Raw genomic sequence first — 23,847 nt, 5'->3', positions numbered from 1 at the left:
ACACAAAACCAGTCTTTCATTGACTGGATGATTTCCACAACAGTAAATGGATATCAATGTTCTACACGTTGAGGTGAAAAATGATGAAATTAAGAAATGTAGCACATTCTAGAACAGGAGATAAGGGTAACATTTCTAATATATCTCTAATCGTTTATGACATGAAAGACTACGAGTTTGTCAGAAAACAAGTAACTGCCGAAAGAGTGAGAGAATGGTTTTCGGGGATTGTGGAAGGTGAGGTAATTCGTTATGAAATACCATCGATTGGAGCACTTAATTTCGTCATGCATAATGCATTATCCGGTGGTGTAACACGTTCTTTAAGCTTGGATGCTCACGGAAAAAGCCTTAGTTCCGCTTTATTGGATATGGAAATAGAAGAATGTTAAAAAATTGCATATAAAAATAAAGATAAGAGGTTTTTAAAAATGGAGGTTGCAATTGTAAGTGCTGTAAGAACTCCCATTGGTAGTTTTCAAGGTTCACTTAAGGACATCTCTGCCATCCAATTAGGAGCCATTGCCATAAAAGAAGCGATTCAAAGAGGTAACATAAAAGATTCCGAAGTTGATGAAGTTTTGATGGGTAATGCTATTCAAGCCGGTCTTGGACAAAATCCAGCCAGACAATCTAGTGTATTAGCTGGGATTCCATTCAGTGCGGCCGCAACTACCATTAACCAAGTATGTGGTTCCGGTCTTAAGGCTGTACACTTAGCCTGCCAATCGATTATTTGTGGAGATAGTGAGATAGTTGTTGCTGGTGGGATGGAAAATATGAGTCAAGCACCATATTTATTAAAAAATGCCCGCTCTGGATTTAGAATGGGGGATCAGCTTACCGTGGACAGTATGATTAATGATGGATTATGGTGTGCCATTAATGATCAACATATGGGAATCACTGCGGAAAACATTTGTGTAAAATACGGTTTTACTAGGGAAGAATTGGACCAATTTGCATTGGAAAGTCAGAAGAAAGCGGGTATGGCAAATGAACAGGGGCGTTTCAAAGATGAAATAATACCTATCGAGATTCCAACAAGGAAAGGTGATCCGATTCAATTTGATGCAGATGAACATCCCCGTGCTAATGTTACATTTGAAGGGCTAAAACGCCTAAAGCCCGCTTTTAAGACGGATGGATTTGTAACAGCGGGTAATTCTTCGGGGATTAATGATGGTGCTGCGGCATTGGTTCTCATGAGCAGAGAGGCTGCGAAGAAAAGGGGGCTTAAACCATTAGCCATTATTCGTGCTAATGCAACTGCCGGCGTAGATCCAGATATTATGGGGACTGGTCCTATTCCAGCAACTGAAAAAGCATTAAATAAAGCCGGACTACATATGGAAGACGTAGATGTAATAGAGGTCAATGAAGCTTTTGCAGCACAAACTCTCGCTTTTTCAAAACACTTTTACGTGGATCCTTCGAAATTAAATGTAAATGGTGGAGCGATTGCTTTGGGGCATCCGATAGGAGCAAGTGGAGCAAGAGTTCTGACGACCCTTATTTATGAAATGATACATGGAGATGCTAGTCTTGGCTTAGCCACGCTTTGTATTGGGGGCGGCCAGGGAATTACCACTATCATTGAAAGAGTATAAACCTGAAAGGGGTCTTATAGGTGAAGCCGATCTTTCATTCATTTTTAGAGTCAATTGAAGATATTCAGGATGGTTCAACTATTATGGTCGGGGGATTCGGTTTAGTAGGGATCCCAGAAAATTTAATTTTGGCTATGGCTGAAAAAGGAGTAAAGGACCTTACCGTCATTTCAAATAACTGTGGTGTAGATGATTGGGGATTGGGTTTACTTCTTAAGAAACGCCAAATAAAAAGAATAATAGCTTCATATGTTGGTGAAAACAAAGAGTTTGAAAGGCAACTTTTAGCTGGGGAAATAGAGGTAGAACTAATTCCACAGGGCACTCTTGCAGAGAAAATTAGAGCCGGTGGAGCGGGCATTCCAGCTTTTTATACACCGGCTGGTGTGGGAACACCTATAGCCCATGGAAAAGAGATCCGTAACTTCAACGGAAAGGAATATATGTTGGAAGAATCGTTGGTAGCGGATTTTAGTTTGATTAGAGCATATAAGGCAGATCGATACGGGAACCTTCTATTTCATAAAACCGCTCAAAATTTTAATCCAATGATGGCTACAGCAGGAAAAATAACAATTGCTGAAGTAGAGCAGTTGGTAGATATCGGTGAAATTGAGCCGAGCCATGTACATAGTCCAGGGATTTTTACCCAGAGATTGATCGTAGGGAAACAGGAAAAAAGGATAGAAAGGCGAACTTTACGACCATAGATTTTCTGAAATTTATAAGGAAGGACGGGGTCTTAATGGATATTTTATCTCATAGAGAGCGGATTGCCATTCGTGCTGAAAAAGAAATTGAAGATGGCTATTACGTCAACCTAGGTATAGGAATGCCAACGCTTGTTGCAAATTATATTAATGAAAAGAATGTCATGCTTCAATCTGAGAATGGATTGCTTGGAATTGGCCCTTACCCAACTGTGGCGGAAATAGACCCGGATTTAATAAACGCAGGAAAGGAAACAGTTACCACTGTAAATGGGGCTTCGTATTTTTCTAGTGCAGATTCCTTTGCCATGATTCGCGGAGGACATATTGATATAGCCATTCTTGGTGCCATGGAAGTGTCCGAGTCGGGTGATTTAGCAAATTGGATGATTCCTGGAAAAATGGTTAAAGGTATGGGTGGCGCGATGGATTTAGTTCATGGTGCAAAGCGTGTAGTAGTTATTATGGAACATGTCAGTAAAAACGGCTCACCTAAAATAGTGAATCATTGCACATTGCCACTAACCGGTAAAAGAGTCGTGAATAGAATTATTACTGACAGGGCTGTGATTGATGTAACAAGCAACGGTTTGGTTTTGTCCGAGATTGCAAGGGGTTACAGTATTGAGGATATAAAGAAAATAACTGAACCAGAATTACATGTCAATGAAAATATATTATTTAACGCCTTTTAATGTTAGGAAGGGTGAGTTAAATGGAAAAGGAAAATATAAAAAATAATGATTATGTTCAAGATTTAATTTTTCAATTAGAAGTTATAGAATCGGAGCTTGAGACGACACATTCTTTTCACAGTTTAATAGAAACCATGGTAGAAATGCGTGATGGAATTAAATTATTTACAAGGGTTTATTTTCCTAGTGGACAAGGACCATGGCCGGTAATTTTAGAAAGAAGTCCCTACCCTCAACAAAAGGAATTTTTAGCAGTTACAAGTAAGCAATTCACCAAGTATGGATTTGTGGTTGTAAGCCAGGAATGCCGTGGAAAAGGTGATTCGGAAGGTATTTGGACACCATTTGAAAATGAACGGAATGACGGCCTCGATACATTACAATGGATTATCAAGCAAGAATGGATGAACAGTAATATTGCCATGTATGGGCACTCATACGGGGGGTTTGAGCAATGGATTCTTGCCGATCAACTGCCAGAAGAGGTCAAGACACTTTTTATAGGAGTCTTTGGAACTGAACGATATGCTCAAATGTACATGAATGGAATGTTTCGACACGAAATATATACATCTTGGGCTGTAGAAAATTCAGGTGTTTCGATAGAGGGTAAATTGGGTGATATCTATCAAAATGCCTTAAAGATTAGGCCGCATATAGATATGGACATCCAATTATTCGGAGAAAAATTCCAATGGTATAGGGAATGGATAACGAACGTCGGCAAAAATTCCAATTATTGGGAGCAGGGAATTTGGAATTTATTAAGTAAGATTCCGAAAAAGCTTAAGGTTCCGCTATTTTTAGTTGGTGGTTGGTATGACCATCACTTGGACGGTATGGTCAAGGGATATCAAAAATTAAGTGAAGATGTTAAGAATAAAAGTAAGTTTGTTATAGGTCCATGGATACATACTTTAAAGCCAGGCGGGGATTTAGAATATCCTAATTCAAATTATAATAGTTTTAAAGAAGCAATAAAATGGTTCAATCATCACTTGAAAAAAGAAGATTACAGCGAACCAAAAGGGGTGGTAGAGACTTACGTTATAAGGAATGCACAATGGAAGGATTGGGAAGGATGGCTGAAATCATCACACCACCTAAAATTTTATCTGGATGGGGGAAAGTCCTATGGGGCAAATAAATTAGCTTTAACTAATGACTCTCCAGAACCTTCTCATTTATCATTTCAATATGATCCAGAGATGCCAGTGAAAACAAGAGGAGGGGAGGCTCTATTGGCGTGGATTTCCCCGGATTTTAGAGGGTACCCTCCCTCTAGTGTATTACAAGAGCCAATAGGAAAAAGAAATGATATCTTATCTTTTGTTTCAGAGGCTTTGGAAAAAGACATGATTATTTCAGGCTCAGTGAAAGTTCATCTAAGTGCTTCAACGGACGTAGAAGATACTTCCTTTACAGTAAAACTGATGGAAGTGTTTCAAAATGGTGAGGCGTATAACATTCGCGATGGGATTACAAGTATTAGGTACAGAAATGGATCTGAAAAGCCTCAAGGTTATCAACCGGATAGCATCGTTGAATTGGAGATTGAGCTATGGGCGATTACATGGGCCGTGAAGAAGGGATCAAGGTTACGTTTAGATATTTCCTCTTCAAACTTCCCTGCTTATCATATTCATCCAAATAAAAAGGGAGAATGGGCAGAAGAAGGGGCGACGATAATTGCAAATCAAAAAATATATGTTGGTAAGGGATTTCACTCTTATGTAGAAATACCAATTACTAATTAAAATTAAATAAAGTAGCTAAAATGGGGTGCATTTATGATATTTGAGACTTGGAAACATTTCTTTATTCCAGTGAGAGATGGGATTAAATTGTCTACCTATGTTCAGTTTCCAAAAGGGCACGGTCCATGGCCAGTAATTCTAAGTCGAACCCCTTATTCAAATATATTGCCAGTATGGAAGGATATTCAAAACAAATGGGCAGAGCATGGGTATGTATTTATCGTTCAGGAATGTAGAGGAACAGGCAAATCAGAAGGTGAATGGACACCATTTATTTATGAAAAAAATGATGGATTAGATACGATAGACTGGATTATTAAACAAGATTGGATGGACGGAAATATTGCAACGTATGGCGCTTCTTATTCAGGGGTTGTCCAATGGATGATGGCGGAGGATCTTCCGACCGAAGTTAAGACAATGTTTATTTCTGTAACTGGTATTGAAAGATATCGACAAAATTATATGAATGGAATGTTTAGGCATGATATTTATACCGTCTGGGCAATCGGAAACTCAGGAATACAACCAAAATATCCGCATAAAAACCTTTATGATGAAGCATTAAAAATAAAACCGCATATTGAAATGGATTATCAATTATTTGGTAAACAGCTTCCGTGGTATCGCGATTGGGTAACGAATATTGACTCCCAAAGTTCGTATTGGTCAACGGGACTTTGGGCTGAATTAAAAGAAATACCAAGGAAAACAAATATCCCTATTATGATGGTTGCCGGATGGTTCGATCATAATTTAGATGCTTCCATTCAAAGCTATAAAAAGCTACCACAATCAATAAGGGATGACAGCATTTTTATTATAGGGCCTTGGGTTCATACTGAAGGTGTGTCGGGAGATTTGTCATATCCAAATCATGATAAATTTGGAGAGCAACAGTTTGATGCAGCTTTGCAATGGTTTAATCACCATTTAAAAGAAAAAGAATTTGAAATGGCCAAAGAAAGATTAATCACTTATACAATCGGGGAAGGAAACTGGCGGTCGTGGAGTGGATGGATGAAAGAGGAGAATTCTGTCTGTTTCTACCTTAAAGAAATTAATGGTAAAGTAGGAGAACTAACTCTTAATAGTAAATTAAGCGCTGGAAAAGTTACTTATTATTATAATCCCGACAATCCAGTTCCTACTAAGGGTGGGGCTGCAATCATGTCTTATTTAACAGGTAATCCAAATGCCGCGCCCCCAGCGAGTGTAATACAAGATAAAATGGGTACAAGGGGCGATGTAATTTCATTTATATCAGAGCCACTTGACGAAGATTTAGAAATTGCAGGTAAAATTCGTGCAAATCTATTCGTTAGTTCCAACGCAGAGGATACATCCTTCACAATAGCAGTAATGGAAATGTTTCCGGATGGAACATCGTATAATATAAGGGATGGAATTACTTGTCTGCGATACAGAAATAATAAACATTATCACTATAATCCTGAGGACATAGTTATGGTGGAAATAGATTGTTGGCCCATTACATGGACAGTAAAAAAATGCTCACGCTTAAGAGTGGATATTTCATCATCAAATTTTCCAGCATATCACGCACATCCGAATATAGCAGATGTATGGGCTTGTCAAAAAGAAACAAAGATAGCTAAACAAGTCATTCATTTTGGGGTTAACTATCCTTCATGTATAGAAATCCCTGTTACACATAGTGGACTGTAGATGTTAGTCGAACAAATCAGTATCCTTTGCTGATTATCTGTTACCTGTAAGGTCTGTTTTACTTTTTTAGTTAGATATTCCAAGAGGTCTCGATTTGCCATTCTCTTCAATTTTTTAAAAGGTATTCCGTATTGCTAATTTTTTGCTAGAATTTCAGTTTCAACTTAAGACAAGGTATTGGATCGACCAGATCTCCTTGTCCTATATTTACGCAAAAGATGTAACTTTAAAAAAATCTTCGAAAAAGTAGGAAATGTGGAAACGTTCGTTCGTAATAGGGAAAAACTTTGCTAAAAATAAATAGAATATTTAGAGTATAATTGGTACAATTACATTACAGAAATAGTATTTTAATATAAAAATGGAGGTATCATATGAATAAAGTCAAAGTCGGTGTCATCGGCTGTGGTATGATCAGCGCGATATATCTTAAAAATTGTACACAAGTGTTCAACAATATTTTAGAAGTTGTAGCAGTAGCAGATTTAGTTCCAGAACTTGCAGAAAAACGAGCAGAGGAGTTTAATGTTCCTATTTCCTGCACAGTGGAAGAATTACTGGCTAATCCAGAAGTTGAAATTGTGATTAATTTAACAGCTCCAGCAGCGCATGCTTCGGTTAACATGCAAACGCTTAACTCAGGTAAGCATGTATATACAGAAAAGCCATTTGCACTTAATCGTGATGACGCGGATGAAGTTCTAAATCTAGCAAAATCAAAAGGTTTGCTTGTAGGCTGCGCGCCAGACACTTTCTTAGGTGCTAGCGTTCAAACTTGTATCAAGCTTATTGAAGATGGGGAAATTGGACAACCATACGCCGCAAATGCATCTATTATTATGGGAAGTGCCGCTGATGGTATGCATCCTAATTTCCAAAATTTCTTGAAGCTCGGCGGAGATCCAATTATGGATATGGGACCGTATTATTTGACCGCTTTAGTAGCGATGCTGGGACCTGTAAAAAGAGTAACCGGATCTGCACAAAAACTTCATGAAGAGGTGACCATTACGAATGAAAAATCTCCTCGTTTTGGAGAAACATTCCCAGTAGAAGCACCTACAAATGTTGCGGCTACTTTGGATTTTCATAGTGGCGCGGTTGCCAATGTTCAAGCTGCAAAGGAAAGCTTTGGCTATCGTCCAAGGTTGGAAATCTTTGGAACGAAAGGTAATTTGACTGTTCCTGATCCAAACTTTTTTGGTCCGATTCCAGGTTTCATTGGGGATGTAACCATTCAGTACTCAAATTTTGAAACGAAAACAATTCCGCTAACGCATGGTTTTAGTGAGGATAGTAGGGGAATTGGAGTTGCTGATATGGCCTATGCCATTCAATCAGGTAGAAAACATCGGGCAAGTGGAGAGTTGGCTAGACATATATTAGATATTTCATTGAGTATTTTTGAAGCGTCCGAGAGCGAAAAACATATTTCTATTCAATCTACGATTGACCGTCCAGCTGCATTGCCAATTGGTCTTAAAGATAACGTATTAGATTAATAATTTGAGAGGATGATCATTGTATGAAAAAGTTTCCTATAGGCGTTCAACCTTACACGATTCGTGAGGCAATGAGTAATGATTATGTAGGTTCTATTAAAAAGGTAGCTGAAATTGGCTACAAAGGGATTGAACTTGGTCCCCCGCCAGAAGGTATGTCAGTTGCAGAACAGAAATCACTATTAGATGGATTAGGACTTAAAGTCGTCGGTACTCATGCAGGTTTTGATACATTAGATTTTGAAGTAGATAAAATTGCAGACTATCTTGAAGAAATGAATGCCGAAAAATTTGTTACGATATCGATGATTTTTAAATCCAAAGAAGATGTCTTAGAAAAAGCGGAAAAAATGAATGAGGTCGGAGAACAGTTCCGTAAGCGAGGAGTCACTTTCCTATATCATAATCACCATTGGGAATTCTTTAAAGTTGATGGAGAATATGTATTAGATATCTTGCTTCGTGAAACAGATCCAGCGCTCGTGCAAACCGAATTGGATACATACTGGATAAGAAGAGGGGGAGAAGATCCCGTTCAATATCTCCGCAGATTAAAGAACCGTGCACCGTTGCTCCATATTAAGGATATGAAAGCTGGAGGAGAACAAATCTCTACAGGGTTTGGTGAAGGAATCTTAGATTTAAAAGAATTATTTGCTCAAGGAGTGAAGGAACCATTTGCTGAAATCGGGGAAGGTATTCTTGATTTTAAAGCAATAGCTAACGTTGCAGAGGAAATAGGCACGAAGTGGTTAATTGTTGAACAAGATGAAAGCGATAGAGATCCATTTGAAAGCTTAAAAATGAGCTATGAAAATCTAGTTAATTTAGGATTAATAGAATCATAAGAATGGAGAAATCTTATGGCGATAAAATATGTTAAAAATGAAGGCGGACCGACTCTAGGATATTCAACGGAGTCGGGTGTCCACATTTTAGAGGTGGATGGCAAGTATTTTAAAGATTTAAGCAAAGATGGAAAGCTTGATAAATATGAGGATTGGCGTCTTTCAGCTGAAGAACGGGCAAAAGACCTTGCTTCCAAAATGACAATTGAACAAATTGCTGGGTTAATGCTTTATAGCAGTCATCAAGCCATTCCTGCATCGAAAGGCTTTTTCCCTGGAACATTTTGTGGGAAATCATTTGATGAAAGCGGTGCTAATTCTTCCGATTTATCCGATCAACAAAAAGATTTTCTTATTAACGATGATTTGCGACATGTATTGATTACAACTGTGGAAAGTCCAGAAGTCGCAGCTAAATGGAATAATAACGCGCAATCTCTTGTTGAAGGTATTGGATTAGGCATCCCAATAAATAATAGTTCGGACCCTCGTCATGCTTCCATTGCAAGCGCTGAATTTAATGCAGGTGCTGGCGGCGCCATTTCAATGTGGCCGGAAACACTTGGATTAGCGGCAACCTTTAATCCGGATGTAGTTAAGGAGTTTGGGGAAGTTGCTTCCAAGGAATATCGAGCTCTTGGAATCACAACTGCATTATCTCCTCAAATCGATCTTGCAACAGATCCAAGATGGATGCGGTTCAATGGAACATTCGGAGAAGATCCAAAACTTACTACTGATTTAGCACGTTCTTATGTAGATGGTTTTCAAACATCCGAAAAGGAGAACGAAACTGCTGATGGATGGGGCTATGATAGTGTAAATGCTATGGTGAAACATTGGCCGGGAGGGGGCTCCGGGGAAGGCGGCAGAGATGCCCACTGGGGCTTTGGAAAATATGCTGTTTATCCAGGGGATAATTTCGATGAACATTTAATCCCTTTTACTGAAGGGGCATTCAAATTATCTGGAAAAACGAAGATGGCATCAGCAGTTATGCCTTATTACACAATTTCATATGAACAAGATCACGAAGCAAAAGAAAATGTTGGGAACTCGTATAATAAATACATCGTTCAAACTCTACTTCGTGAAAAATACGGTTATGAAGGAGTCGTTTGCACGGATTGGATGATCACAGCAGATGAACCACCAACAGTTGATACTTTTTCCGGAAAGCCTTGGGGTGTAGAACACTTAAGTGTAGCTGAACGTCATTATAAAGTATTAATGGCGGGCGTCGATCAGTTTGGTGGAAATAATGAGGCTGGGCCGATTATTGAAGCGTACAAAATGGGTGTAAAAGAATATGGCAGCGAGTTTATGCGTAAACGTTTCGAACAGTCTGCTGTTCGACTCCTATTAAATATTTTTCGGTTAGGCTTATTTGAAAATCCGTATTTACTACCGGAAAAGAGTGCTGAGATTGTTGGAAATGCAGAATTTATGAAAAAAGGCTATGATGCTCAATTAAAATCTTTAGTTTTATTAAAAAATCACGAAAATGTGTTACCACTTCAAAAAGGCAAGACCGTTTACATTCCAAAACGTTATATTGCTGAAGGCAGAAGCTGGTTTGGTCATGTTATACCTGAAAGGCTGGAGTATCCAATTAATTTGGAAATCGTGAAAAATTATTATAATGTTACGGATAATCCAGATGAAGCAGACTTTGCTATTGTTGCAATCTCAAATCCTGAAGGCGCTGGCTACAGCAAGGAGGATTTTGAAACTGGGGGGACTGGCTATGTTCCAATCAGCCTGCAATATAAGCCTTATAAAGCGGTATATGCACGGGAGAAAAGTATTATAGGCGATCCGAGGGAGGTTCTAGATCGAAATTATCGTAATAAGTCGTTCACACCACCTAATACAACGGATCTTGATTTAATATTGGAAACAAAAAAAGCGATGAAGGGAAAGCCAGTCATTGTTTCGCTTCTACTTTCAAAACCTGCTGTTGTTGAAGAGTTTGAAAAAGAGGTTGACGTGATTCTTGCTAATTTTGGCGTTCAAGATCAAGCGCTGCTAGACATCATCAGTGGGAAGAGTGAACCATCGGGGCTTCTGCCATTGCAAATGCCAGCCAACATGAAAACGGTTGAAGAACAATTTGAAGATGTTCCACATGATATGGATTGCCATACCGACTCCGAGGGAAATATATATGAGTTTGCCTTCGGTCTCAATTGGCAAGGAATCATAAATGATGGACGCACAGAAAAATATAAGAAGGAAAAAATAGAAAAATAGATAAGTCTACGAAAGGTGCATTTCTTTTATGAAGGAAAAATTAAAAGAGGTGCATCTTTTAATGCTTTCCATCTAGTTGTTTATGACCGATTATAAATGGGTATTCTGTAACAATGGATGAAGAATTACCCCTATATATTGTGATATAATTTACATGATTCAAATAGGTTTATTCTTTATCCCGATAGTGCGAATTGAGGAATGCTCATGGATTTTTTTTCATTTAAAGAATGGTTTACACTGGAGAACATAGTTGATTTAATTGATAAATACCGCTCGTTTGGTCCCCTCCCAAGTATTGCTTTACCATTATTGGAAGCTTTTCTACCATTTTTGCCTTTATTTCTATTTGTCATGGCTACTGCTAATGCTTTTGGGTTAGGATGGGGTTTCTTCTTTTCTTGGTTGGGAGCTTCAATCGGTGCTTTACTAGTTTTTTTACTTGTACGGAGATATGGAGACGCCCGTGTTTTTCAATTTTTGCAAAAGAACAAGAAAGTCCATAGCTTAACAGTATGGGTAGAAAGACGAGGATTCGGTCCATTATTTCTATTATTATGTTTTCCCTTTACACCGTCAGCGATTGTTAATATTGTTGCCGGGCTTTCGAAAATCAATATTTATCAGTATATGCTTGCCGTTATTGGCGGTAAAGCTGTAATGATCTTTACATTAAGCTTTATTGGATATGACGTTGTTTCATTGATTAAACAGCCAATTCGAACAGGGATTGTTTTACTCATAATCTTTATTCTTTGGTATGCCGGAAAGCATATTGAGGGCAGAATGAAAAGTAAAGCCCATACTCGAGGATGAAAAGTTGCCTATCTTATTGGGTGGCTTTTTTTATTTTTAATGTCTTTGAAGGAAATTTCTTATTCGCTTGCCAGGGTCGCTTATGAGGCTCCTCTTATTTCCTTTATCCCAGACAAAGGTCGAAAAAGGCATACACGCACTTTCTTATATTTTGTCGCTGATGTCGCTTCCTGCGGATCATTACCTCGAAGACTAAAAGCTTTCGTTTTCCTTGGGATCGTATGTTCGATATGGTATAATAGGTATAGATTGTATCTACTAAAAAGGGGTTGGAAAAATTGTCGCTTCGTTTCGTCATTGGGCGATCTGGAACAGGGAAAACCACTTTGTTCTTAGATGAAATCAAAGATAAACTGATTAACCAGCCTGATGGTCACCCTGTTCTTTATATTGTTCCAGAACAAATGACGTTTTTATCGGAATACCGCTTAGTGAATACACCTGGATTGTCAGGGATGATTCGGACACAGGTGTTTAGTTTTACGCGGCTAGCTTGGAAAATCCTCCAAGAAACAGGTGGAGCAAGTAGAAATCATATATCCAGTATTGGTTTAAATATGTTAATTCGAAAAATCATCGAAGATAATAAAGATGAGCTAAAACTTTTTAAAAAAGCTGCAGATAAAAAAGGTTTTATAGAGCATATTGAAAGGATGCTTACGGAATTTAAGCATTATTGTATTTTACCTGAGGATCTTCATAGATCCTGGGCAGAGCTTTCTTTTAAATCATCCACTCGAGCACTAGCAGATAAGCTGCATGATCTTGAACTAATCTATGGTAAGTTCGAAGAAACGCTAATTGGCAAATACACAAATTCAAATGATTATTTACATTTACTTGCCGATTCTATTAAAAATTCAAGTTATTTAAAGGATGCAGAAATTTATATAGATGGATTCCATAATTTCACCCCGCAGGAAAAAAGAGTTATTGAACAACTGTTGAAACATTGTAAAAGAATATCCGTCGCTCTTGTTTTGGATCGTCCCTATAAACATGGTGCAAAGCCGGATGAACTTAATTTGTTCAGATTAACTGGGGAAACGTATTCCGATTTATTTGAAATGGCTCGTGAAAGCAGCATCACGTTGGAAGATGATGTATTTCTTGCCGATACACCAAGATTTCAAGATGAGGGTTTACAGTATTTGCAAGCTAGGTTTGATAAACGTCCGATTAAATCCTTGCATCACAAGCCGGCAATTGAAATAAGAGCAGCGGCAAATAGACGTGCAGAAGTAGAAAGTATTGCAAGAGAAATCCGCAGACTTGTAAGGGATGAAGAATATCGTTATAACGATATTGCCGTTTTAACGAGAAATGGACAAGAATATCAGGAAACGATGGAAACCGTTTTTCATGATTATGAGATCCCTTTTTTCATTGATCAAAAACGCCCGATGTTAAATCATCCACTCATTGAATTAATTCGCAGTTCACTTGATATTATAAAAACGAACTGGAGATACGAGCCAGTATTTCGAGCGATAAAAACAGATTTGCTTTTTCCATTAGGTTTCGATATAGAAATGCAAAGGGAAAAAATGGATAGGCTCGAAAATTACGTACTTGCCCACGGAATAAAAGGTGATAAATGGATTGATAAAAAATCATGGCGCTATAAACGATTTTTCGGTCTTGAGCTTGAAGGTTCCGCGCAAACAGATGCTGAAAAGAAGATGGAAGCAGAAATAAATGAATCTCGAAATCTAGTCGTAGTACCTTTATTACGATTGTCTCGAAGGATAAAAAAAGCAAAAAATGGTCGTGAACTATGTGAAGCCGTATATTTAGCGTTGGAAGAATTAGATATTCCAAACAAACTAGCAGAAAAAAGTAATATTGCCGAGGAAAGAGGGCAATTGGTCGTTTCAAGAGAGCATGATCAAGCTTGGGATGCTGTTATAGATTTACTTGATCAATTCGTTGATGTGATGGGTAACGAGTCAATCTCAATTGAAACGTTCATTGATATTCTCGATTCTGGTTTGGAAACTGCAAAATTTTCATTGATACCGCCCGCAATCGATCAAGTGTTTGTTGCCGATTTAGAATTATCACGACTTTCCAATGTCAAAGCTGCCTTTGTCATTGGCCTAAATGAAGGAGTCATACCAGCTAAACAAATGGACGAAGGTACACTATCAGATGAAGATCGCAGTGAATTAAATGGAATAGGACTACTGCTTGCTCCAGGTGCTAAAAAGAAACTATTAGATGAAGATTTTGTCGCCTACAGGGCTTTTACAATTCAAGAACGGCGCCTTTATTTGTCATATCCACTTGCAAATGAAGAGGGAAAAGGATTGTTGCCCTCATCTTATATTAAAAGAATAAAAGAGATCTTTCCGGAAATAAATGAAATCAATGAAGTAAATGAACCAAGCGAACTTTTAATGGATGAGCAATTTTCATATGTTTCACATCCAAACACAGCAATAGCCTATTTAACGACACAATTGCAATTAATAACACGTGGATATCCTATCGCTGATTTTTGGTGGGATGTTTACAATTTTTATATGGAAAAACCAACTCAAAAGCAAAAAGCTAAAAGGATTTTGTCTAGCTTATTTTATACAAATGAAACGAAAACACTATCAGAAAACACAAGCAAAGAATTATATGGAGATGAAATGCTCGCCAGTGTATCAAGAATGGAGCTTTTTCATGGCTGTCCATTTTCTCATTTTACCTCACATGGACTTCGCTTGCGTGAAAGGGAGATTTATCGGCTGGATGCACCACATATTGGCGATTTGTTCCATGCTGCCCTTAAGTGGATTGCTGAAGAAGTAGATAGAAAAGAACTTTCATGGTCTAGACTTACAAAAGAGCAATGTGAATGGCTTGCCAAGAAGGCTGTGGAACAATTTGCACCAAAACTGCAAAATCAAATTCTGCTTAGCTCAAATCGACATTTTTATATAAAAAGGAAGCTGGAGCAAATTATCGGGAGAGCATCCTATACACTAAGCAGCCACGCGAAAGTAAGTGGATTTTCACCAGTTGGTCTAGAGCTTGATTTCGGACCGTTTAAACAGTTGCCCCCACTCGCATTTACGTTGAAAAACGGGGCAAAAATGCAGCTTCAAGGTCGAATCGATCGAGTGGATAAAGCGGAAGACGAAAATGGAGTATATTTGCGCGTCATTGATTATAAGTCCAGCTCAAGGGATTTAGATTTGAATGAGGTTTATCATGGTCTTGCATTACAAATGCTCACATATTTAGATATTATAATTACGCATTCAAATAAATTGATCGGTACAGAAGCAACACCAGCTGGAGTTTTATATTTCCATGTCCATAATCCAATGATTACGAGTGAGAAATTACTGACATTGGAGGATATTGAAAATGAAATTTTGAAGGAATTTAAAATGAAAGGTCTATTGTTAGGCGACCCCGATATTATTCGTCTAATGGATAATTCATTGGAAACAGGAACTTCAAACATTATATCGGCAAGTATAAATAAAGATGGAAGTTTGTCAGCAAAATCGCAAGGAAGTTCAGCTAGTGAAGAAGATTTTAATACATTAAGAAGATTTGTTCGTACTCTTTATCAAGAATCTGGGAATCGAATTATTCAAGGTGATGTTAATATCGATCCGTATAAGCTTGGAGACCGAACTCCTTGTCAATTCTGTTCGTATAAATCTGTTTGTCAGTTTGATCAATCATTAGAAAATAATCGTTTTCGCATTATTCCTCAGCAAAACTCTCAAGATGTATTTGCTAGGATTCGAGAGGAGGGAATTAACTTTGAAAACAGTCATTCCGATTAAGCCAGAGCATGTAACATGGACAGATGATCAGTGGAAAGCTATTATGGCCAAAGATCAAGATATTTTAGTGGCAGCCGCGGCGGGATCAGGAAAAACGGCCGTTCTCGTAGAACGGATCATTCAAAAAATATTGGCCAATGAAAATCCTCTAAATATTGACCAATTGCTTGTAGTGACGTTTACGAACGCATCTGCTGCAGAGATGAGGCATCGAATTGGTGAGGCACTTGAAAAGGCTATAGATCAAGATCCATTATCTACCCATTTACGTAGGCAGCTCAGTCTGTTGAACAGTGCTGCAATCTCCACTTTGCATTCATTTTGCCTTAATGTTGTAAGAAAATATTATTATATGATTGATATTGATCCTGGTTTCAGAATTGCTGATCAAACGGAAGCGGACCTGCTTCGTGATGAAGTTCTCGATGAACTATTCGAAACCGAATACGGAAAACAAGGAAATGAACCATTCTATCAGCTTGTTGATACATTTTCGAATGACAGAAACGATAGTGCATTACAAGAGTTAGTTCTTAAGCTTTATGACTTTTCAAGATCACATCCAGAACCCTTTTTGTGGCTCGATCAAATAGTGGAAATGTATGATGTGACGGAAAATACGAATATAGAAAGCCTTCCTTTTATCGATATATTAAAATTCGATATGCAGCTTCAATTATCCGGTGCGAAAGAATTGCTTGAACAAGCGTTAAATATATCGAAAACTCCAGGAGGACCTGCTCCACGGGCAGAAAACTATGTAGCAGATCTAACAATTGTAGAGAGGATGGAGCATGCAGCGCTTCAAAGTTGGGATAATCTATATGAAACAATGAATAACTGGAGTTTTTCGAGAGCCAAAGCATGCAAAGGTGATGAATACGACCCAGACTTAATAAAAGAGGCTGACGATTTAAGGAAAGCTGCCCGGGGAATACTGGACAAGCTGTCCAAGGAACTATTCTCTAAAACGCCTAAAAAGTTTTTAAAAGATATGCAGGAAATGAAACAAGTTCTTGCTGCATTAGTTGATGTCGTGAAAAAGTTTTCACATATTTTTGAGGTAGGAAAAGCCGAAAAAGGACTAGTCGATTTTTCAGATCTTGAACACTTATGTCTTGAGATTCTAATAAAAAAAGAAGAAGGGACGAAAGAAATTGTCCCATCTGAAATAGCATTGAGCTATAGAAATCAATTTAAAGAAGTTCTTGTAGACGAATATCAAGATACGAACATGGTTCAAGAAACTATTATTAAGTTAGTATCTACTGATAGTGAGTTTGATGGTAATCTTTTTATGGTTGGAGATGTGAAACAATCGATTTACCGCTTTCGTCTTGCTGAACCAAATTTATTTCTCGGTAAATATTTGCGTTTTACGAGTGAAGGAGAAAATACAGGTCTCAGGATTGACCTTTCCCGCAACTTCCGCAGTCGAGCAGAAGTGCTGGATGGTGTGAACTTTTTATTTAAGCAAATCATGGGAACCAAAGTTGGGGAAATTGAATATAATCGCGATGCCGAGCTCGTAAAAGGCTCTGGATATCCAAATGATGAGCCATTTCCAATCGAAGTTGCCATCATTGATCAATCAGAAGAGGAATCATTACAAGAGGAAGACACAGCAGAGAACGTTTTGAGTCAAAACGAATTAGAGCAAACGAAATTGGAAGCTCGCTATATGGCGGATACAATTAGGAAAATGATCGATGAAGAGAATCCTATTTACGAGTTAAAAACAAAGAGTGAACGCCCAATTCGTTATAAGGATATTGTAATATTAGTTCGTTCCCTTAGTTGGGCGCCTGATATTATAGAAGAATTCAAGCACGCAGGAATACCAGTACATGTTAATTTATCCACTGGATATTTTGATGCGACTGAAGTAGCGATTATGATGTCCTTGCTAAAAATTATTGATAATCCTGATCAAGATATACCCCTTGCTGCAGTGCTTAGATCTCCAATCATAGGCTTATCAGAAGATGAGCTGGCTCATATCCGATTGCAATCTAGGAAAGGCAGCTATTATGAAGCAGTAAAAGTATTTATATCAAACATTCCTGATCATGAATTTAGTGAGGCTTGGGAACAAGTTTCTGATTTATTTAATAAACTGCATGAATGGCGCAGCATGGCGCGAAGTGGAGCCTTATCAGAGCTGATTTGGCAACTGTATCGCGATACTGGATTTTATGAATTTGTTGGCGGGCTTCCAGGTGGAAAACAGAGACAAGCTAATTTAAGAGCCTTTTACGATCGAGCTCGTCAATATGAAAATACTTCTTTTAGAGGGCTATTTCGTTTTCTAAGATTTGTTGAAAGAATGCGAGATAGAGGAAATGATTTAGGAGCGGCGCGGGCTCTTGGAGAACAAGAAGATGTCGTTCGGATTATGACGATTCACTCAAGCAAAGGTTTGGAATTCCCAGTTGTTTTTGTTGCGGGTACTGCAAGAAAGTTTAATATGAGAGACTTATACAGCAGCTTTATGTTTGATAAGGAGTTTGGATTTGCTTGTAAATATGTGAATCCTCAAAAACGTATTTCATATTCATCACTTCCACAGCTCGCTTTTAGAAGGAAGAAAAAGATGGAGCTGCTTTCCGAAGAAATGCGTGTACTTTATGTTGCATTGACAAGGGCAAAAGAGAAGCTCTTTTTAGTAGCTTCAGTTAAAAATATAGAAAAAGAAAAGAAAAAATGGATAAAAGCGGTGAATCAATCAGGCTGGCTTTTATCAGACCATGATCGAGCACAAGCAAATTCGTACCTTGACTGGATCGGTATGGCACTTATAAGACATGAGGATGGAGCCATTATTCGTGGAACGCGAGAGGGACAGTTGAATAAAGAATTTGCAGATCATCTATCACGATGGAAAGTTGAAGTGTTAACAAAATTCCAATTCGATGAAGATATAGAGAATGACCATAATGAAAGTGATAGTTGGCGGGAAAACATTAAGAATGGAAATACAATCGAGAGTGAATCTCCCCTTAAAGACGAAGTAAATTCACGACTTTCATGGGAATACGAATATCCATTGTCTACAAAAAGGATGTCAAAGCAATCCGTATCCGAGATTAAAAGAATGTTTGAAACAAGAGATGAAGCAAGTGCTACTCAATTAATGAAAAGTGATAGTAAATTTCAATATGATCGGCCAAAGTTTATGAGTGAAAAAGGCGTCCTCTCATCTGCGGAACGAGGAACTGCAATGCATACGGTTATGCAGCATATTCCGTTAGGTGAGCATCCGACATTAATATCGATAGAAATGTTATTAGAAGATTTGATTCATAAGGAAATTATAACTCCCGAACAGGCCGAAGTAATTTCAAGTGAACAAATCGTTCAGTTTTTTGAAAGTGAAATTGGGCAAAAAACAATTTCAGCTAAAAAAGTTCATCGTGAAGTTCCATTTACAATGGGGATTTTAGCGCGAGAAGTTTATGCTGATTGGGATGGACTTGATGAAAAAGTGCTTGTCCAAGGAATCATCGATTGTATTATTGAAGAACAACATGGGGTTATTTTACTCGATTATAAAACAGATGCGATCCAAGGCAGGTTCCCTAATGGCTTTTCACAGGCAAAAAAGATTCTTTCAAGACGTTATGAAACACAATTGAATTTTTACGAGCAAGCCATTGCTGAAATATGGAAGAAGCCAGTAATTGGAAAATATTTATATTTCTTTGATGCTGGTGAATTTTTGAAATTATAAAAGAAAAGCGAATTCGTCTTGAGTATAAACGTACTGCCTTGAAGAAAGCGGGTATTCTCTTTCCTTTTTAGGCTTTTGACTTTGATAATGAAAACATGATGTGACCAATAAGTCGAATCTTGCTTCCTTAGCAATGGGAAAGGACAAGAAGGTAAAAGTCGTCGATAGCGTTGGAATCGGACAGCGTAAGTCTAATTTCGAAAATAGCTGGTGAATAACTCATTGTATTTTTTCTTTTAAGAAAAGCTGAGTCCAATCAAATGGACTCAGCTTTAATTATTACCGAGTGTTGGTTGATCAACTAAGTTTGAATCGACAACTGGATTTACGCTAGCTCCATTTAAGGTAATAATAAACCCACCTGTATTTCCCGAACCTGATCCTTCACTAGTCTTAGAAGCACTTTTTGGAGAAATCACTGCTGTATCCCCAAAATGAACTACTCCACCGCCAACATTAATAATTTGAAGTGGTCCTATTATAGCCGGCATTAAAATCAGTCCCTTCGTACTTCTACTTTCGTTTTAGGGCGCATCGCCTGACCAGTAAGCTGACGTATATGGTCTACCCTTGACTCTTTATGGACGTGTTCTGTATTTCCGATTTGCACAACGCTTGCTGTGGATATCCCCTTTATGGAAATCCTTCCGACATATATATTAGGATTTTCGTGATATTTCCTAATATAAGGCGGGGGTATCGGAAGTGGAGGGATTGGAATTTGCTCAAACCAAACGCGAGGCTTGTAATCTGCTTCCTTCCCAAAATAAAGTTCTTGCTGACGTTGAACCGCAAGGGCTTTTGTTGATGACCGTATTAGAACAGAATCACCTATTTCCAATACTGCGTCTGAAAGAATGCTATAAACAAGTATATGCTGAACTACAGAATTTCGTCCCCACATTTATATCACCCCGATGTAATAGGGACTGAAATGGGTTGGAATGGTCCTATGATAAGGGATTCTGCTGGCGTGTCAAATGTAGAGGCTAGTTGAATTGTGTTTGCATCGCCAACTAAAAGTAACGAGGAGGTCGTTACCCCGATAACGTGAATTTCTCCAACTTTCAATTCCCGGTTAATGACATTGAGTTCCATAGCGATTATTTTTCTTCCTTTCTATTATGAGGCATCTGTGCTATGAAGGTGTAAACACCATTGTTTATATCAGCAACAATTGTTTTGTACATTTTTTCAAAGAGTTGTTCTTTCGTTAGTTCTTCATCCGTCCTTGTAGTGAAAAAGTGAAGATAATGTTCGGCGCGAGTCGGTAATTGTTTAAGTATGTCTTCTTTTATTAAATTGAAATAGGGCTGCTCCAACTGAATGCCGATTTGGCTTTCTGAATCGTGAATAATTCTTTCGAGTTGCTGATTAACATATTGATTCAACTTTTCAAGGACTTCTTTTTTCATCTGATCGTCCTCATCTGTTTTTTTATTCCTCATATTCGGTACTACAGAAAAATCATCGATATTATTTAAATCTGCCGGATTCAACCCAATATTTAATGTACCCTCCAATGTTTCCACTTTTAATTGATCAAATTTGTATTCCAGTCTTTCAACTGTAACAGAAGGCTTTTCTTGTAATTTTTTTATGTCTGCGGATAATTGAGCCATGGTTGTTTGCAAGCGATTGATTTCCTGCTGTTGCCAAACGACATACTCATGTAATTGTTTAAGAAATAATGTAAGATCCATGTCATCTCCGCCTTATGATTTTATAGTGGTACTAGGATTGGGTGTTCAATTGCTTCGCCAAGCGCTGTTTCTTTTTCTTCTGCAATGGTAGAAGGAGCAGCGCCTGTGAAACCACCTGTATTAAATAAATTAGAAGCCTCTGTAATAACTCCTGTTGTTCCGATTTGCAGAACAGAGGAGTTTGTAATACCGCCAATTTTTATCATATTGATATGAATCGATTGTTGAACATTTATAACCAATGATGATCCCTCCTATTGGAAGTATCTTTTGCTGACATTACTGTCGGCCCATTTACCTTTTATAATGTAAACCCTATTCCTTGATCCACCAAATCTGCGTCAAATGTATTTGTGGATGATAATTCATTAATGACTTTAACTTGATCCGCTGTATTAAACGATCCTGCTCCAGCAAAGACCTTTGTGGAAGATATAGGGTGGATTTGAAATACATCTCCTATGTTAAAGACACCTGAAGAAGAGATGCTCACAACCTGAACGGCTCCTACAAATGCTGGCATAGCCGTTCACATCCTTTGTTTAAAAATATTATGGAGCCAATCATACTTTATCTTATGAAAAGCAAAAGGATTTGTGATTAAATAGCCTAGAAGTTACAATAATGAAGGGAAACAAAAGGGACGTAGGGGAGAAGGAAGTTATGAAACAATCATTTGGGCCAATTCGCCCGGAAGAACGGATTCACACATTAGATGTACTTAGAGGATTTTCCTTGCTGGGGATATTACTAATTAACATGATAAGTTTTCATTCACCATTTAGTTATTACAATCCGTATGAATGGTGGCAATACGAGGACGCGACTGTATATATGTGGCTGGATATATTCGTTCAAGCTAGCTTCTATCCTATATTTGCGATGATGTTTGGCTACGGAATGGTCATCATGCAAGATAGAATAAAGGAAAAAGGTTATTCCTTTTGGAAAATTAGTGTTAGACGATTAATTGTATTGCTGTTTTTTGGGGCTTTTCATGCTTTTTTAATTTGGTATGGTGACATTTTAATAACATACGCGACAATGGGACTTATTTTACTTTTATTCTTAAGATTATCAGGGCCGATGTTATTGGGACTGGGGGCAATTCTTTATTTATTGCCGCAGCTGTTTTTTGGTGCTTTAATTATGCTTGCCACTTTATTTGGTTCTGACTCTCTTGCTGATTTTGTCGACATCGTGAATTTACAGCAGTCTTCTGAAATTTATGCGAATGGGTCTTTTTGGGAGATTACGAGACAACGCATCGCTGATTGGTCAATGGGTAATGGACCAGGAGAATTTTTTCTATACATATTTATGATACTGCCTTTAATACTGCTTGGCGCTGGGGCAGCTAAATTGAAATGGTTGCAGAAGTCGAAAGATCAAAGAAAAAAATGGATGATCATTCTAGCTATAAGCTTGCCAATTGCATTAATTGTAAAATTACTGCCGTTTTTGATTGAGCCTTCTATAAGCATTCAATATATTCAGGACATGATTGGAGGACCTTTATTAGGCATAGCATACATAGCCATCATCGTCCTGCTTATGACGTATAACCCTATAGTAAAATTATTAAAACCATTAGCGTCTGCTGGTAGAATGTCCATCACCATCTACGTAAGCCAGTCTATTATCGGAACACTGATCTTTTACAATTATGGACTCGGTTTATATGGTCAAATATCGATGGCGACGGGTACTTTGCTTGCTTTTGCTATTTATGTCATACAAGTGATTATTGCGGAAATATGGTTAGCAAAGTTCAAGTATGGCCCAGTAGAAAAATTGTGGAGATTTTTAACATACGGAAGACAAAAGAAAGAATGGAGTGATAAAAATGAAATTCGTAACGTTTGAAATAAATAACGAGGAAAGATTTGGCGTAGTTGATGGCAACTCGAATGTATTGGACCTTATTTCTATTTCTAAGGGTAGTAGCATACCATGTCCAAAATCTTTACTTGATGGGATTGTTGAAGGTGAACAATTTATTCAAAGTGTTGAAAAATTAATGGAATGGGGAAAAAGTGCAGGAAATGAATCGTATTCCATCCCTTTTTCTGAAATAACGTGGTTGGCCCCAATTCCAAAACCGATAAAGAATATTATGTGTGTCGGTAAAAATTATCGGGAACACGCTATTGAAATGGGCAGTGAAGCGGACATACCAGAACATGTCATGGTATTCACAAAGGCGCCGACAACTGTTATCGGCCATAACGATTTTATCGATGCCCATTCAGAAATTACGGATCAATTGGATTATGAAGGTGAATTAGCTATAATCATTGGCAAAAAAGGCAAGAGCATTTCACAAGAAAATGCACTGGATTATGTTTTTGGTTATACCATTTTAAACGATGTGACCGCAAGAGACATCCAACAGCGCCATAAACAATTTTTTATAGGAAAAAGTCTTGATTCATCGTGTCCAATAGGCCCTTGGATTGTTTACAAAGACGAAATTACTAACCCGAACCACTTACATATTACAACAAAAGTGAATGGAGAAATTCGTCAAGACTCCAATACTGAGCATTTTATTTTCCCTGTAGAAGATGTGATTTCCGTTCTTTCACAAGGTATGACGCTTGAGCCTGGAGATATTATTGCAACTGGAACTCCAGCAGGGGTTGGAAAAGGCTTTAGGCCGCCACGATTTTTAAAACAAGGGGATGAAATAGAAATAGAAATAGAGAGTATAGGCAAATTGAACAATATTGTGAAATAG

The 23,847-nt window shown here is 37.9% G+C and carries 20 protein-coding genes; 14 read left to right on the top strand and 6 right to left on the bottom strand.

Annotation, left to right across the window (positions count from 1 at the left end):
• The first annotated feature begins 83 nt into the window (after positions 1-83).
• From KHA96_RS06905 to addA, 12 genes are all read left to right on the top strand, one after another.
• The gene (locus KHA96_RS06905) at positions 84-392 is read left to right on the top strand and encodes an AtuA-related protein (protein WP_213128506.1); all 309 of its coding nucleotides are present in this window, start codon (positions 84-86) and stop codon (positions 390-392) included.
• A gap of 39 nt (positions 393-431) precedes the next feature.
• Positions 432-1,610 (top strand): acetyl-CoA C-acetyltransferase, encoded by a 1,179-nt coding sequence (locus KHA96_RS06900; protein WP_213128504.1) that lies wholly within the window; start codon positions 432-434, stop codon positions 1,608-1,610.
• A gap of 20 nt (positions 1,611-1,630) precedes the next feature.
• Positions 1,631-2,320: a CoA transferase subunit A gene (locus tag KHA96_RS06895; protein WP_213128502.1), complete on the top strand. Its 690-nt coding sequence runs from the start codon at positions 1,631-1,633 to the stop codon at positions 2,318-2,320.
• 35 nt (positions 2,321-2,355) lie between these two features.
• Complete coding sequence (locus tag KHA96_RS06890) at positions 2,356-3,015, top strand: CoA transferase subunit B (RefSeq protein ID WP_213128501.1); 660 nt, start codon at positions 2,356-2,358, stop codon at positions 3,013-3,015.
• A gap of 20 nt (positions 3,016-3,035) precedes the next feature.
• Complete coding sequence (locus KHA96_RS06885) at positions 3,036-4,772, top strand: CocE/NonD family hydrolase (protein ID WP_213128499.1); 1,737 nt, start codon at positions 3,036-3,038, stop codon at positions 4,770-4,772.
• Between the two features lie 33 nt (positions 4,773-4,805).
• Positions 4,806-6,461, top strand: coding sequence for a CocE/NonD family hydrolase (locus KHA96_RS06880; RefSeq protein ID WP_213128497.1), 1,656 nt, complete (start codon positions 4,806-4,808; stop codon positions 6,459-6,461).
• A 374-nt stretch (positions 6,462-6,835) separates the two neighbouring features.
• Positions 6,836-7,963 carry a Gfo/Idh/MocA family protein gene (locus KHA96_RS06875; protein ID WP_213128496.1) on the top strand — a complete coding sequence of 376 codons (1,128 nt, stop codon included), beginning with the start codon at positions 6,836-6,838 and terminating at the stop codon, positions 7,961-7,963.
• A gap of 23 nt (positions 7,964-7,986) precedes the next feature.
• The gene (locus KHA96_RS06870) at positions 7,987-8,811 is read left to right on the top strand and encodes a sugar phosphate isomerase/epimerase family protein (protein WP_213128495.1); all 825 of its coding nucleotides are present in this window, start codon (positions 7,987-7,989) and stop codon (positions 8,809-8,811) included.
• A 15-nt stretch (positions 8,812-8,826) separates the two neighbouring features.
• Entirely contained in the window at positions 8,827-11,064 is a 2,238-nt protein-coding gene (locus KHA96_RS06865; RefSeq protein WP_213128494.1) for a glycoside hydrolase family 3 protein, read from the top strand.
• A 207-nt stretch (positions 11,065-11,271) separates the two neighbouring features.
• Positions 11,272-11,880 carry a TVP38/TMEM64 family protein gene (locus KHA96_RS06860; protein WP_213128493.1) on the top strand — a complete coding sequence of 203 codons (609 nt, stop codon included), beginning with the start codon at positions 11,272-11,274 and terminating at the stop codon, positions 11,878-11,880.
• A 278-nt stretch (positions 11,881-12,158) separates the two neighbouring features.
• Complete coding sequence (gene addB, locus KHA96_RS06855; RefSeq protein ID WP_213128492.1) at positions 12,159-15,674, top strand: helicase-exonuclease AddAB subunit AddB; 3,516 nt, start codon at positions 12,159-12,161, stop codon at positions 15,672-15,674.
• Entirely contained in the window at positions 15,652-19,404 is a 3,753-nt protein-coding gene (gene addA / locus KHA96_RS06850; protein WP_213128491.1) for a helicase-exonuclease AddAB subunit AddA, read from the top strand. Before addB ends, addA begins: the two co-directional genes overlap by 23 nt.
• A gap of 272 nt (positions 19,405-19,676) precedes the next feature.
• On the opposite strand, the gene KHA96_RS06845 is transcribed toward addA, so the two are convergent.
• The 6 genes from KHA96_RS06845 to KHA96_RS06820 form a co-directional block, all read right to left on the bottom strand.
• Entirely contained in the window at positions 19,677-19,895 is a 219-nt protein-coding gene (locus tag KHA96_RS06845; protein ID WP_213128490.1) for a spore germination protein, read from the bottom strand.
• Positions 19,896-19,900: 5 nt separating this feature from the next.
• Positions 19,901-20,308: a spore germination protein GerPE gene (locus KHA96_RS06840; protein ID WP_213128489.1), complete on the bottom strand. Its 408-nt coding sequence runs from the start codon at positions 20,306-20,308 to the stop codon at positions 19,901-19,903.
• Between the two features lie 5 nt (positions 20,309-20,313).
• Positions 20,314-20,502 (bottom strand): spore gernimation protein GerPD, encoded by a 189-nt coding sequence (locus tag KHA96_RS06835; protein ID WP_213128488.1) that lies wholly within the window; start codon positions 20,500-20,502, stop codon positions 20,314-20,316.
• Between the two features lie 5 nt (positions 20,503-20,507).
• On the bottom strand, positions 20,508-21,107 hold the full coding sequence (gene gerPC, locus KHA96_RS06830; RefSeq protein WP_213128487.1) for a spore germination protein GerPC: 600 nt from the start codon (positions 21,105-21,107) through the stop codon (positions 20,508-20,510).
• Between the two features lie 20 nt (positions 21,108-21,127).
• Positions 21,128-21,313: a spore germination protein GerPB gene (locus KHA96_RS06825; RefSeq protein ID WP_481748222.1), complete on the bottom strand. Its 186-nt coding sequence runs from the start codon at positions 21,311-21,313 to the stop codon at positions 21,128-21,130.
• A 95-nt stretch (positions 21,314-21,408) separates the two neighbouring features.
• Positions 21,409-21,630, bottom strand: coding sequence for a spore germination protein (locus tag KHA96_RS06820; protein ID WP_213128485.1), 222 nt, complete (start codon positions 21,628-21,630; stop codon positions 21,409-21,411).
• Positions 21,631-21,731: 101 nt separating this feature from the next.
• On the opposite strand from KHA96_RS06820, the gene KHA96_RS06815 reads away from it, so the two are divergent.
• Together KHA96_RS06815 and KHA96_RS06810 are read left to right on the top strand one after the other, a co-directional pair.
• Positions 21,732-22,973, top strand: coding sequence for a DUF418 domain-containing protein (locus KHA96_RS06815; protein ID WP_249315305.1), 1,242 nt, complete (start codon positions 21,732-21,734; stop codon positions 22,971-22,973).
• Positions 22,954-23,847 carry a fumarylacetoacetate hydrolase family protein gene (locus tag KHA96_RS06810; protein ID WP_213128484.1) on the top strand — a complete coding sequence of 298 codons (894 nt, stop codon included), beginning with the start codon at positions 22,954-22,956 and terminating at the stop codon, positions 23,845-23,847. The genes KHA96_RS06815 and KHA96_RS06810 overlap by 20 nt, the downstream gene beginning before the upstream one ends.

It is taken from the genome of Bacillus sp. FJAT-49711 (assembly GCF_018343715.1).
In the GTDB taxonomy this organism is placed as follows: domain Bacteria; phylum Bacillota; class Bacilli; order Bacillales; family Bacillaceae_C; genus Lederbergia.
Note: the sequence above shows the minus strand (reverse complement) of the source record. Positions and strands in the feature narration are given on the sequence as shown.